Consider the following 12,999-nt stretch of genomic DNA (forward strand, 5'->3'; position numbering starts at 1 on the left):
GCGATGCCTTCGCCGGGCCAATGTCGTGCCGGCCGGCCATCGCGGTGGAACAGGCCGGCAAAAGCATTCATTGCCGGACCAGTCCGTCCAGGTCCGCCAGGACGTTGAAGCCGGCCAAGTCCTGTCGTCTGCCGCCAATAATGGGCCTTGCACGATGGTCGAGCAGCCAGGCATGGGCCTGGAAGCTGCCATCTTCGGAGCGGCGTACACCGATCCGGATCCAGCTTTCATGTCCCATCCAGGCGAGCAACGTCCGTGTGGCCACGGCCTGGGTCAGGCACGTGGCGCCGGGAACAAGTCGTGAGACGATGCTGACAGCGCGGGCGACCTGGCGCACCCAGAGCGGATTGCGCTGGCCAGTGGATTGCGGCAACCATTCGCACAGGCGCGCATAGCTGGTGAGGCTGAGGGCAAGACGGACAGCCAATACCACAGGCAGTGCGACCGGCAGCAGGAGTGCCAGAAGCAGCCCTGCCAGAGTGCGATCAGGACGCCGGCGCATGCTGGACGCTGATCAATGTGAACTGCGACAGGTTGCTTAGCAGGCTCTCCAGATCCTTGCGACACTGTTCCGGTCGGACGTCGAAGCGTTGCTCGATATTATCCTGCAACGCGCCGACACTGGTGGGGGTCGCGATCGTTTCCCAGACATGGACGCCGACGCGATTGAGCGCGAAATAGCGGCTGGAGGTCAGGTCCAGTAGAACTCTCTCATTGTCCAGGTCGCAAAACACGATGTTGGGATCTGCTGCCACGATTGTCGCGGATGGCCAGGCGATCGTCATCTTTCTTCCCCGCTACCAAGAGCCTTGCAGGAGAATGGACGCCCCCTCTGTCCGAGAAGGGCGTCCACCCTGTCAGGAGAACGTGAGCTCGCCGCGCGGCGTACCGTCCGGGAAGGTCGCGTCCAGGCTTTCGCCATAGGACGTGCCCTGCGTCAGCGATTCGAACGAGCCGAGTTCGACGAGCTCGGGCGATTCATAAGACTCCTTTTCCATACTCAACTCCTCATCATCTGCTGAACCATTCAGCGGATATAAATTGATCGTAAGTAAATGTTTAAGTCAAATTCCAATCCATCCGCGGTAACACCTATAGGTATAAACACATATCGCCATGATTTAACTTTGTAGGGCAATGTTTTGCATAAGCTAACATTCAAGGCGTGACTGATGTGTTGTTAGATCCCTCCCGCAAGGCACGGAAAATCGTGGATATCGTGAGGTGCCATGTGGCCCTGTCCGTTCCGCAGATGATCGTTAGCCCCCCTTCTCCGGCGATCGACGCGGACGATTGGGCGGACATCATAATGGTTGGGAAATCCTGTAAACTTCTGCTGCACCTTGGTGCCGGGCTCCGCGCCGCTGGGCAGGATATTCCGGACGCCTTCTCGCGCGAGGAAGATAGGTTCAGGAAGTTGACGCTCGCGATGAACGGCGTGAACATCGCTACAATAACCAATATATCTAAAGCTCTAATCCATGATGATCTGCGATTTATAGTTTTCAAAGGCCCGCTTGCTCAGAGAAGAATTTATGGCGGATACTTTCATCGTCCCTCATCGGACGTCGATATCCTGATCGATCGCGGTGATCTGCGTCGCTGCACAGCGCTTCTCCAGGAGGCAGGTTATTTCCTGCCCGCGGAATGTGATCGTATCTGGTGGCGTGCCTTTCTCGGAGAGCAGCATTTCTTCTCGCGTTCGCCGAACCAGGCAACGGTCGACGTTCATCACCGGCTCCAGCAGCCGGGTTGTCCGCACCCCATGGACGTGGGCGCGTTTCTGCGTGAGCCGGCGGATCAGGAACTGGGGCAGGTAAAGGTTCCCTGCATATCGCCAATCCACGAGATCCTGCTGGCAAGCCTGAGCTTCGTGAAGTCTTTGACCCAGCATTGCCACGCAGCGGCCTATCTTCTGGACTTCTGTGCCGCAATTGCCGGGCTCGATCATGCGGCCTTGGCGATTTTGCATCAACGGGCAACGGAGCAGAATATCGAGCATAGTCTGCGCATCACCTTGGCCTGTGCCGAAAGCATGTTCGGCTTGGAAGTACCGGAATTTGCGGAGCCACTGCCGATCTCGGACCTATTTGGCGCGGATTTATCCCTGGCCGTCTTCACGCCCGATGATCCGTCCATTGCCTGGCCGCGCTTGCGGCATTTGCTGTGGCGGCTATGCGATGACCGGCGAGCCGGCCAGAAACTGGGAACATATATGTGGGTCGGTGGCAGCTTCCTGGCGTCCAAGGCAGCGCGCAAGATACCGGGATGGCCGAAGGAAGATCCCACCGTTATCCATGTTGCGCCTGTTGCCGCATCGGGCTGATCGCTCTGCGTGAAAAAGCATCACACCGTTGCGAACAGATAGTCGGCGTCACTGGCCGCGCGGATTAGGGGAGTGGGTTGGGTCAGCAACCAGCACTCCCCCGCCCGCCAGGTCAGGCCATCGATGTCCCCGCGCCCCCGCAACGGAATGAACCAGGCGAGGCCGCTGTTGGTCACGTGCAGCGCGTCTCCGCCCTGCATATGTGCCAGTCGCAAACCGAAAGGCCCATCATCTAGCAGGACGCCGCTGCAGCCAAGTGGACGATGCAGGGCAACAGCAGGGCGCTGCTCGGTTTGCAGATCTCCGGCGGTCGCCTTCGTCTCAAGGCCGCGAGTGCGGTCATGTCCATCGCGATTGTAGGTCAGGTCGATATTCTGCTGCACTTCGACAAGAGATATGCCGGCGCCAATGGCATATATGGTGCCAGCCGGCACGAAATAGAAATCGCCGGCGCGAGCCGGCCGCCAATCGATGAACTGCGCCCATGCTTCAATTGCCGCCGCATGGTGCTGCAGCGGCTGTTTCAGCGGAACGATCGTGCCGATGCCGATCATCGATGCAGGCTCCGCCTCGAGGATATACCAGCATTCTTCCTGCCCGGTGGATTCGCGGTGGGCGTGAATATGGGTCGACGATCTAACGCTGGTATAGATGTACCTAACCTGTAGCGGGGGCTTGGTTCCAGACGGAGATCCAAACCACAATTCGCCGATGCGCTTGCCCAATTTGTCGACAGGGTGGTTAGGGACGACGTCCTTTCCCCAGATCTTTTCCACGAAATTTGGCTGAAGCTTAATACTTGGCATTGGGTATGCCTTGCGTTGCACCTTTTCGCAGGGCGATCGATTGCCTCCGAGGTCTCATGCTCGTCTCCCGCAAGGAATGAGTTCATGAGAGTGATTGATTGGCAGCGGATTGAAATCCGTTCGAACACCTAATCGACTGGCAGGATTGCGCAAGACAAGCTTGTCCATTCTTCCAGTTGGCCGCGCCTGTTTGACTGGTCAGGAAGAAGGGCTTTCTGCCGCTAACGGCAACGGTCGTGTCGCGGCATGGCCGTTCATGGCATCGGTCAGCTTGCGACGGACCCAATTGCCTACGGGGCGTTCAAACATCTCGTTAGACAGGCCGGCGACGGCCAAGGACAAGATTGTCGCGATCAGGATCTGCATGGGCATGCTGATGCCCCATGCAGGCCCGGCGAGGCGAACCAATTGAAGGATGGGCATGTGGAGCAGATAGAGCGAGAAGCTATATGCACCCAGTCGGCGCATCAACGGATTGCCCCATAGCATGTCGTTGAACGGATGACGGATTGCTGTGCCCAGAATGACCAAGGCGCAGGCAACGATCTTCAAAGGGTCTGCATAGTAGATGATGTGTTTCGGATCGTTGGTCACGGGCGGGAATACCCATGCGCTGACTGAAGCAGGGGGTGCGATGAGGACCCAGATAAAGGCCGCGGTGAACAGCAGCAGCGGCGGGAATAATCGCGTCATGCGGTCTTCCGGGATCTGTCGGACCAGTACTGCGCAGAGAATTCCGGTCATGAAGATGTGTATCTTAGCCAGGGCAAAGATGCCCGGCAGCCAAGGGCTCGCTGCGTAGCAGCCTGCCACGATCAGCCCGATCAGCACATATAGCCAGCCGCGTAGCGGTTGCTTCGCATAGGTGGCGGCCCAGATCGCCGGGAAGAGAAAGTAGAATTGGAACTCCGGCCCGATCGACCAGAAGACCGATACGGTACTGGTGAATGTTCCCTGCCGGACCAGTTCGATCAGTCCGATTGGATAGATGAAATCGGCGTAGACGAAGCGATAGATCAGGAAAGATAGCAGCGAGACACAGGCGTAGAGCGGCACGATGCGGGCTATGCGCGCCGCAGCGTAGGATGCCAACGCATCTCGGTCGGGCGTTCTGGGGAGGTAGAGATGGCCCATGAGAAAGCCGCTGAGCGTGAAGAACAGCAGGACGCCATAATCGCCGGCGCGCGGATGCAGGAGTTCCGGGTAGCCGAACGTGCGGAAGTGGCAGAATACGACGAGCAGGGCAGCAAAGCCTCTGATGCCGTCGAGCGCCGGTATATGACGGCCAGGACTCATGCGGCGTTTCCTTCCATGCGCGTCAGGCGTCCGCGGGCATAACAGAAGCCGTAGACGACCCACATCAGAGCGGCTGTCTTGATTGACAGCAGTGAATTGCTGATGGGCAGGCAAAGTGCGAGGAAGAGCATAATGCCATGCTTTGCCATCCGGTTGCCGGGATCGCGGCCGAAGCTGCTGCAGGCGAGTGCCAACCAGAGCCCCATCGCGATCACCACGGATTGGGCCTGGACGAAATCGGCCCAGCCGGCGTCATCGAACCGGACCCGATCCGCGCGGATGCCCAACAATTGGTCAAGGTCCATCGATCGCAGCGCATCGAGCCCGACGCTGAGCCGTCCGGGAAGATTGTCTTGATGCTCCGCCAAAATTCCCAGCGCTTCGCCCCCGACCAATGCGACAAGCAGCAACGGCAGATAGGCGACGCTCCATAGATCGGGAACATAGGCGCTGATCGGCAAATAGAGGCAGAAGAGCAGGATCACGCTGAGCGCAAGCCTGCCATCGCACGTGATCAGCAGCACCGCCGTCGAAACCAGCATGAATAGCCGCGCGCCGTTCGACAGAGACCGCCACATGGCTGCCGTGAAGATGGTGCCGACGATCGCCCAGTTGCCGAGCGATACCGGCTCCAGAAACAGCGATGATCCGCGATGTAGGCCAAGGCCGTCGAGCAGCATGCGGCCGCCGGGACGTTCCGAACTGAGAAACAGGTCGCCGCCAGCCCAGAAGGCATCTGCGTCATAGCCACGGGTCTGCACATAATAGTCGATCACGCGAAAGGTCGAACCAAAGCCGCCAGGGCTCGCCAGTTCCCACAGGCCGACCAACATGATCAGTAATTGCAACGACAACATTGTTTGACGCAGCAACGCGCCTTCAATGCGGGTTCCAAGCAGAATGAAGGCCGGGATCAACAATATATCGCCCAGGATCTTGGGTTCGAAATATCCCTTGATCGCGCTCGTCAGCAGCGCAGAAAGGACCATGATCCAGGTCAGCGCCAGCCACCGGAAACTATATTGGACCGGTTGTGTGATCCCAACGAGCAGGGCGGTCAGAACTATGCCCGCCTGCGCGGCGGACACGATTCCGGCTGTCATCGGGAACAGATGCGCGTTGACCCAGGCCAAGGCCGGATTGAAGAGTACCGTGGCGACAAGCAGTCCGGCGGCGACATAGTTGATGAGCCTGTCATGGATCAGGCTGCGTCGATGCACCGCGTCGCGCCGCGCGCGAGCCGGCGGAGAAAGGGCAATCTCAGCCAAGAGAAGCCTCGACGAGCTTGGCGGCCACGTCGCTCCAATCCTTGCTCGCCACCGGGCTGCGGCCAGCGTTCAGCGCCCGATCAAAAGCCTCGACCATTTCCTGCGGATGATCAGGCCGGTAGCCAAAGCGCAGGGCATGGTCGCCAACGGCGAAATCGGGGCAAACGGCGGGCAGGCCGATTGCCTTATATTGCAGGAGTTTGAGGCTGGAATCGGCGAGATAGGCGGCGGCAGCCGCGCGCTGATAGGCCGCGATCCCGACATCGGCATGCTGGAGATAGGGGAGCGTTTGCGCAAAAGGCATCTCGTCATGCTGGATCACATTGGTCGGAAAGACGCTTTTGGGCGATCCGATGGTGTGGAAGGTGAATTCCGGGCGTGCCAGCGCGAGGGTGCGGATCGCCCCGGCATCGAACAGCATCGATCCGACTGTGACTGCGTTGCGCTTGGTCGCGTAGGGACTGTCTGTTGCCTGATTGAGCAAAGCAGTATCGACGCCATGCGGAATGAATAATTTGGGGCAGCTGAAGGCCTCGAAATGCGGGAGCATGGAGCGAGCGACGACCACGATCAGGTCGATATCGGCCTCCGATTGCCAAAGCATGTCTTCAATGCATTCAGGCACGCCGGCGGTGGATAGAAGATCCGTGGCCCGATAGACGATCCGCGCCGAAGGTGCGACGGCGCGGATGCGCTTCAGCAATACCGGCGCAATGCCGGATTCGACGATGATGATGTCCGCCGCGCCTGCCGCTTCGTCCAGCGCGGTGCAGCGGTTTCTGGCCCATTTGCTGTAAAGCCAAGATTCCACCTTGCCTGAGACCGGCAACTTCACCGGATGCCATGCGCTGCGCCACAGATAGGCTTGCAGCCCATCCACCTGTTCCCAGGCATTGGCGCGATCAAACAGATCGGCCCGGCTGTCGCCACGCAGGCGCGACAGCCAGCTGTAGCCGATCGACATGAAGGTCACCTGATGGCCCTGTTGCGCCATATGGCGCGCCACGAAATGCACGCTCGCGCGGCGCCGGGTCCGATAGTCATGGCGCGAGATGATGAGGACGCGGTGTCCTTCGGCGTGAACCGGCTGTGGCTTTGCGGCGGATTGTCCGGTCATGAACGGGCCTCCGTGCTGGCAAGGATCTCGTCATAATAGTCTTCCAGGGCGGCTACGCGGTTGCGGAGGTCGAACTTGGCGGCCACATGGGACCGGCCGGCTCGGCCAAAATCGCCGCACAGGTCCGGCGCGCCGAGAAGCGTTTGCAAATGGTCGGCAAAGTCGTGGCTGTTGCGCGATCGTGCGAGCAACCCGGTCATGCCGGGTTTGATCGCTTCGCGCATCGGGCCATCGTCAAACGCGATCACCGCCATGCCCATCGCCTGCGCTTCCATCAGCACGATAGGAAGCCCCTCGGAATCGCCGTTTGCCGCGCGCACGCTCGGCATCGCGAAGATGCGGTGACGGGCCATGGCCGCGAAGACCTCCGCGCGAGATCGTGCGCCCAGGAAATGCGGCTGGATGCCAAGCCGGTGGGCCTGGGCGACCAGGGCGGGCATCAGGGGGCCGTCGCCGATAATGGTGAGCGGTTCGCTTCGGACGCGTTCTGGCAGTTTCGCCCAGGCGTCGAGCAGGAAATTGACCCCCTTCTTTTCGACCAGACGGCCGACGAAGAGGGCGCCCCGGCGGCCATGGGCGGCGGGTGGCGGCGGCAGGCTGGACGTGTCGATACCCAGCGGAATGACGCGCAGCTTGTGGTCGGGATAACCTGCGTCGAGCAGGCACTGCTTGATCCACTGGGATACGCAGATGATCCCATGGGCGTAACGCAGAAGGAAGGGCTTGAGCATCAGATACCAAAGTCCCTCGGTCCGGCGCGCATGTTCGCGCGCGGTCACCGTTGCATCATAGCCATGGGCGGTGACGACCAGTGGGATGTTCCGTCGCGCGGCAAGGGACAGGATGTTCGCCCCATCCTGCAGGAAATGCGCGTGGATCAATCGCGTCGAGGGAGCCGACAGGACATCGCCGACATGGCGATATCGGCCGGTAAGCCGATTATAGACTTTTTCATATTTGCCCGCCTGGGCGCGATGCAACAGATGGGGAGTGTGACCGTTAATAGAGTATCCGTTCAATATGTTCTCAGTTATTATGATCGGATTATATCTATTAAGACCCTGTATGTGATCTGATATGAAGGTTTCAGAAAGAGGAAGGAAGCCTCTTCTGTATATTGCAACGTTGGGTGTGCCAGATAATTCCACTAGGTGAAATTCCTCAATTCGTTGCGGTTTCATCGATTGGTATATCGAAGCTTATTATCGCTTTCGAGTAAGGCATAACACCTATGCAAAGTCCCGTGACGGCTCCTGCTTCTCCCCTTGTCAGTGTCGTGATTGCGGCGTTCAACGCCGAGGACAGCCTGGATCGCGCGGTGCAATCTGCGCTTGCGCAGAAACTCCCGGTGGAGGTGATCATCGTCGATGACGCGTCCGGCGACCAAACCGTGGCAATCGCCGAGCGTTTGATGGACCAGGACCCACGGGTGCGACTGGTGCTAAGCGAGGCCAATGGTGGCCCTTCGGTCGCGCGGAATCTGGGGATTGGGGCCGCGCGGGGCGAATGGATCGCGATACTGGACGCCGATGATGCGTTCGCACCGGGCAGGCTGGTTCATCTGACCGCGCTCGGCGATCGGCATGACGCGGACTTGGTCGCGGACAATCTGTTTTTCTATGATTGGCACGCCGGAACAGTCGTCGGCACGGCATTGTCGCGGACAGCGCAGCCGATCCGGCATATCCGACCGGCCGAATTCGTCCGCAACGCGATCACCGGACGCTCGCCGTTCGATTTCGGCCAGCTCAAGCCGATATTTCGTCGCCGTTTCCTGACGACCCGTTGCCTGCGCTACCCGCCCCAGTTGCGGCACGGCGAAGATTTCGCCTTCATCATCGATTGCCTGCTGGCGGACGGTCGCTTCATTCTAAGTGCAGAGCCGCATTATCTGTTCACTCAGCGGCAGGGCTCCATTTCGGATCAGGGATCGGGGCAATCCCGGACATTATTGAACCTGGATGCAATGCGCGCCCATAGTCTTGCCATGCTGGATCTGCCCCGCGTTCGCGATGATCGTGTTCTGTCACGGTTGTTAGCCCGTCGCGCCAGCGCCATTAGGCAGCAGCATAGCTGGAACCGCGTCTATCCGCATCTTCGCGCACGCAAGCCGATGGCATTGCTGGAGGCGATGATGACGGACTGGAGCAACTGGCCCATGCTGGGACGCCATCTGATCCGTCGCTGGCATCATCGCGCGCAGATGGCGCGGATCGCTCAGCCCGATCGCACCAGCTTGTCGAACTCGACGCTGAGCTGATCGACACGGCTTGCAAAGATCCGATCGTCGCTCAGAAATCCCGTCTCGCTCTTCAATTGTTCAAGTGCGGAGGCGATGCGGCTGTGTTGCCGTCGGTTCCATGTGGCGATACGCCGCGCGACCGTGGGTGGTTGTGGCAGACGCCGCGGCAGGGCGAGCAGATGATGTTTCAGTTTGGGCCGCACGGACATCCACCAGCCGCGCTGTTCGCGACGGGTCATCTGCCTTTGATGCGCAAGCGCGCCTTCTGCATCAGGATGCGCAAGTCGATAATGTTCACCGACCAGACGCCGGACTCCGTCGCGATAGGCAGTGTCCAACGTCGCGGTAGGCAATATTCGCGGCTCATAGGGCAAGTTGAGGGAAAGTGACCAGTCGAGCCATTTGAAGCTGTTGATCCTTCCCGAACTGGAGACCGGAATCCAGGGAACGCGCAGCGTATCGGCGATGATCGCTGCGTGCATCGAATCGGCGATCACCAGACGTGACCGGCGGATTTCGTCGATGACCTGATGCGCGCATTGCCGTGGGTCCACCAGCTTTACGTCGGCGGTAGCGCAGGCCGCAGCCCAGTCGCCTTCATCCATCGCCTCGTAGTGGGGAATGAAGATGGGCCGGCCGTGCTCAGCTTCGGGTAGGGGCTTGAGCCGATCCAGCGTGGAAAGCAGCAGCGCGCCATCGGCAATCGCCCGATCCGGGCGGTTGAGGACGCGCGCCGTGAGCGGGCCGCGTAACGCCACCACATCCCAGCGATCGGTCGAGAAATCCTCGGGCACAGGCCTATAGCCCAAGCCGCTCGAGAAAATTCTGATCCGCGATGCGGGCGGCATCTGATTGCCGATGATCGTGCCGATGCCGCAGAACAGCGTATCGGCTTCGTCGGACCAACGGCCGGGAGCAAGCTCCTCCCAAAGCCAGCCGTTGAGGTCGTCGCCAAAATTCCCTTCCTTGGCGCGATAATAGAAGAGTTTCATGTTATGGCCTCGTCCAGGCGGGGGCTGTGCCAGCGCATCTTTCGAATGATGATGTCGCGCCATAATGGCAGCAGCGAGACGTTCATGAGCCGATAGGCATCCAGGATGATGCGACGCTGCTCACCATTTTTCAGGCCCTGATAGACACGGGGGTGAAGCAGGATCGCCGCCATCTCTCGGCGCAAGATCATGATGCGCTGGTCGGTCAGGCGCGCGGCAGCGGCGCTGATGCCCGGCGTGATCTTCATCAATCGATTGGCGAGTACCATCGACATGAGGCGGCGCAGATTTTTGGCACCAAGGCGCTCATGCGCATCGCGATAAAGATTGATACCTTCTCCCCGCTGGGCCTTGGCCAGCTTGGAGAAGCAGATCCCCTCAACGCTGTGCGCCAGCCGCACCCACATCAGCCAGTCTTCGCCGGCATAGCGAAGCCGTTCCTCGAACCGGAGATCGCTCATCGCCCTGCGGCGCAGGATCACGGCGGATGTCTGGCATAGATATTCCTGCACCATGAATTGCCCCGCGCGGTCGGGCTGCAGGCGATAGATTTGCCCGCCCAGAGGCAGGGGTTCGAACGCATCCTCATTGGCGCCCTGCGCAAAAAGTGTCAGCGAAGCGAACAGGCTGGACGGCGGCATGGCGCTGTCGCAGAAATAGAAATCATTCCCAAGTTCGAGCGCGCCGACGCCCTGTTGCAGATGGTCTGGCGCCCAACTGTCATCGGAGTCCAGGAAGGCGACATAGTCGATGTCGGGTCCGATCTGATCAAGTCCGTGATTGCGCGCAGCAGCGGGGCCGGCGTTCGATTGCTGCACGGTCCGGAGCTTCAGCCAGGGTGGCAATTCCATGTCTGCCAGTTCGTCCAGCGCAGGAATGGGCGAACTATCGTCGATTATCAGGAGTTCCACCTCGGTGGGCGCGGTGAACGTTTGCGCAACGATCGAGCGGATGGCCTGCTGCAGGATACCCCGCTCACGCTGGAAGTAAGGGATAATGACCGCGATCCGACGCAGCGCTTTTGGGTTCGGCGGCACGAGATCAGGCGGCATCGGCGTTGCGGACAGTGTGGGAGTGGGGCGATGGCGGCGGGATCGGCCCGTCCGAGTAGCCACCCCTGGCGTCACGGATGGCATTCATGAGGAAGGTGACATTGCCGCGCAAATAGCGGTCTGCCAGTCGGGTCGGTTCGTTCATGAGCCGGAATATCCATTCCATGCGCATGCGGCGCAGCCAGCCAGGCGCGCGCGGGACATGGCCGGCGGTGAAATCGAGCAGGGCGCCCGCGCACAATATGGGGCGGCCGATATGGGATGCCCATTTGGCCGCCCACAATTCCTGGCGGGGGTTCCCCATGGCTGCGATTACCAGATCCGCGCCGCTTTCCCGAATATGGCGGCTCAGATGCTCCTCCTCTTGCGGGTCGAAGAAGCCATGGAGGGTGCCGACTATGCGAATATGGGGATGACGCTCTTCCAGAATGGCGGCTGCACGTTCCGCGATGCCGGGGGCTGCGCCTACCAGAAATAGCCGGAGGCGGTCCGGGTAGCTCTTCAGCAACTGGGGAATGAAGTCCGTGCCGTTCAGATTGTGCGGGAAGGAGTCCCCGTAGCGGAGGCGGCTTGCGATATCGACGCCGACGCCGTCATTAAGGACCAGCGCGTCATTCAGCGCGGCTGCGACCCCTTCGACCCGTCGTGCCTGGTTGATCAGATGGGCATTGCCGAATGCTACCACGCGCGGCGCCTGGTCCCTGATGAGGCCCGAAACTGCTTTCAGCGCGTCGCTCTCCGAAAGAACGGCAAGGCGAAGCGGCCCAATCTGGCGGGTCTGACGTCCCAGAATATGTTCGTAGATGGCCGAGATCCTGGCGCTCACACCCGGCCAGCCATAAGCCAGCAGACCTGCGGCAGTGGTCGGGGAGGGCGAGCGTTGCTGCGCCTTGCGAATGTCCTGCAGGGTGCGGGCAGCGGACAACGGATCGGTGAAATCGATCAGGCTGCCGGTATCGAGCTTGACGCAGGAGCGACGATGCGCCGGAATGTCGCTGACGACCGGATATAGTCCGGCGGACACCCCCTCGATCAGGGAAATACCGAAACCTTCATAGGCGCTGGGCGATGCGAAGATGGTACTCCGGGCAATCAGTGCCTGCAGTGCCTCGTCGCTGGGGCTATCATGAAATTCCACCAGATCGCCCAAGCCGAGTTGTTCGACGATCTGTTGCAGATCGGCGAAGGTGACACCCATCGGCTTTCCCGCGATGATCAGCCGGGCCTTGCGGTCCAGCCGGTGCAGATGCGCAAACCAGCGGATCAACAGGTCGATCCGCTTGTTCGGCGCGATCCGGCCGAAATAGATGAAGCGATGCTCGGCGGAAGGCGATTGCGCAAGACCGGCGAACTTGACCGTGTCCACGCCGTTTTCGACCAAGGTAAGTGCGCGACGATTGACCTTGGCGAACGTCTCATAGTCCGCTTCGCTGCAGGCAATGATCGCCCGATATCCAGCCAGTGAAAGGCGGGTCATGCTGTGAAAGTAGAATTGCTTCAATCGACGGGCATAGCCGGTATGAAAGAAGCCGCCATGCGTGGACAGGACCAGCGGTTTGCGGTGCAGCAGCCGGGTCAGTGCCAGATAGTCGGCGAAGAAATCGACGGCGTGGACATGGACGATGTCGCAATCGTCCAGATGGTGCAGCACGGATGGTGCGAGCGGATAGCGACGTCCACCCCGATAGGGTATCCGGACCACCTCTACATCGTCGATGATTTCGCATCGCGGCAAGGGTGCGTCGTCGCCGTCGAAGATGCGGTCCAGGGTGATCATCCTGACCTGGTGCCCGGCGCGAGCCTGTTCGCGGCACAGATTTCTGGTGAAGCTTTCCAGCCCGCCGAGTCCGGGATGATATTGTCGGGAAATATGGGCGATTTTCATATCAGACCCCCTTGG

At 60.1% G+C, this 12,999-nt stretch carries 13 protein-coding genes; 2 read left to right on the forward strand and 11 right to left on the reverse strand.

Annotated features, from left to right (window positions below; all coding sequences use genetic code 11):
- Window positions 1-67 precede the first annotated feature (67 nt).
- From A0U87_RS14150 to A0U87_RS14160, 3 genes are all read right to left on the reverse strand, one after another.
- The gene (locus A0U87_RS14150; RefSeq protein WP_004212597.1) at window positions 68-502 is read right to left on the reverse strand and encodes a lasso peptide biosynthesis B2 protein; all 435 of its coding nucleotides are present in this window, start codon (window positions 500-502) and stop codon (window positions 68-70) included.
- The gene (locus tag A0U87_RS14155; protein ID WP_004212598.1) at window positions 486-785 is read right to left on the reverse strand and encodes a PqqD family protein; all 300 of its coding nucleotides are present in this window, start codon (window positions 783-785) and stop codon (window positions 486-488) included. Before A0U87_RS14155 ends, A0U87_RS14150 begins: the two co-directional genes overlap by 17 nt.
- A 72-nt stretch (window positions 786-857) precedes the next feature.
- A complete protein-coding gene (locus A0U87_RS14160) occupies window positions 858-998 on the reverse strand; it encodes a lasso RiPP family leader peptide-containing protein (protein WP_004212599.1) in 141 nt (46 codons plus the stop codon).
- Window positions 999-1,165: 167 nt separating this feature from the next.
- Here A0U87_RS14160 and A0U87_RS14165 point away from each other — a divergent pair, with 167 nt between their 5' ends.
- Window positions 1,166-2,326 carry a nucleotidyltransferase family protein gene (locus A0U87_RS14165; protein WP_234415557.1) on the forward strand — a complete coding sequence of 387 codons (1,161 nt, stop codon included), beginning with the start codon at window positions 1,166-1,168 and terminating at the stop codon, window positions 2,324-2,326.
- A 20-nt stretch (window positions 2,327-2,346) separates the two neighbouring features.
- Here the strand turns inward: A0U87_RS14165 and A0U87_RS14170 are convergent, their stop codons facing one another.
- From A0U87_RS14170 to A0U87_RS14190, 5 genes are all read right to left on the reverse strand, one after another.
- Window positions 2,347-3,132, reverse strand: a complete 786-nt coding sequence (locus tag A0U87_RS14170; protein ID WP_234415558.1) for a class I mannose-6-phosphate isomerase — start codon at window positions 3,130-3,132, stop codon at window positions 2,347-2,349.
- A gap of 198 nt (window positions 3,133-3,330) precedes the next feature.
- Window positions 3,331-4,428 carry an acyltransferase gene (locus A0U87_RS14175; protein ID WP_048936484.1) on the reverse strand — a complete coding sequence of 366 codons (1,098 nt, stop codon included), beginning with the start codon at window positions 4,426-4,428 and terminating at the stop codon, window positions 3,331-3,333.
- Window positions 4,425-5,345, reverse strand: a complete 921-nt coding sequence (locus tag A0U87_RS14180; RefSeq protein WP_234415559.1) for a polysaccharide biosynthesis protein GumE — start codon at window positions 5,343-5,345, stop codon at window positions 4,425-4,427. Before A0U87_RS14180 ends, A0U87_RS14175 begins: the two co-directional genes overlap by 4 nt.
- A gap of 343 nt (window positions 5,346-5,688) precedes the next feature.
- Complete coding sequence (locus tag A0U87_RS14185; RefSeq protein WP_048936482.1) at window positions 5,689-6,813, reverse strand: polysaccharide biosynthesis protein GumK; 1,125 nt, start codon at window positions 6,811-6,813, stop codon at window positions 5,689-5,691.
- On the reverse strand, window positions 6,810-7,832 hold the full coding sequence (locus A0U87_RS14190) for a glycosyltransferase (RefSeq protein ID WP_234415560.1): 1,023 nt from the start codon (window positions 7,830-7,832) through the stop codon (window positions 6,810-6,812). The genes A0U87_RS14185 and A0U87_RS14190 overlap by 4 nt, the downstream gene beginning before the upstream one ends.
- 212 nt (window positions 7,833-8,044) lie before the next feature.
- On the opposite strand from A0U87_RS14190, the gene A0U87_RS14195 reads away from it, so the two are divergent.
- Window positions 8,045-9,073 (forward strand): glycosyltransferase family 2 protein, encoded by a 1,029-nt coding sequence (locus tag A0U87_RS14195; protein ID WP_048936480.1) that lies wholly within the window; start codon window positions 8,045-8,047, stop codon window positions 9,071-9,073.
- On the opposite strand, the gene A0U87_RS14200 is transcribed toward A0U87_RS14195, so the two are convergent.
- Genes A0U87_RS14200 through A0U87_RS14210 form a run of 3 tightly spaced genes read right to left on the reverse strand, consistent with a single transcriptional unit; the run spans window position 9,031 to window position 12,984 of the window.
- A complete protein-coding gene (locus tag A0U87_RS14200; protein WP_048936479.1) occupies window positions 9,031-10,047 on the reverse strand; it encodes a polysaccharide pyruvyl transferase family protein in 1,017 nt (338 codons plus the stop codon). The genes A0U87_RS14195 and A0U87_RS14200 overlap by 43 nt on opposite strands.
- Window positions 10,044-11,099, reverse strand: a complete 1,056-nt coding sequence (locus tag A0U87_RS14205; protein WP_048936478.1) for a glycosyltransferase family 2 protein — start codon at window positions 11,097-11,099, stop codon at window positions 10,044-10,046. Before A0U87_RS14205 ends, A0U87_RS14200 begins: the two co-directional genes overlap by 4 nt.
- Window positions 11,089-12,984 carry a WecB/TagA/CpsF family glycosyltransferase gene (locus A0U87_RS14210; RefSeq protein WP_048936477.1) on the reverse strand — a complete coding sequence of 632 codons (1,896 nt, stop codon included), beginning with the start codon at window positions 12,982-12,984 and terminating at the stop codon, window positions 11,089-11,091. Before A0U87_RS14210 ends, A0U87_RS14205 begins: the two co-directional genes overlap by 11 nt.
- Window positions 12,985-12,999 lie beyond the last annotated feature (15 nt).

The sequence above is a fragment of the Sphingobium sp. MP9-4 genome (assembly GCF_005281675.1).
Classification (GTDB): Bacteria; Pseudomonadota; Alphaproteobacteria; order Sphingomonadales; family Sphingomonadaceae; genus Sphingobium; species Sphingobium yanoikuyae.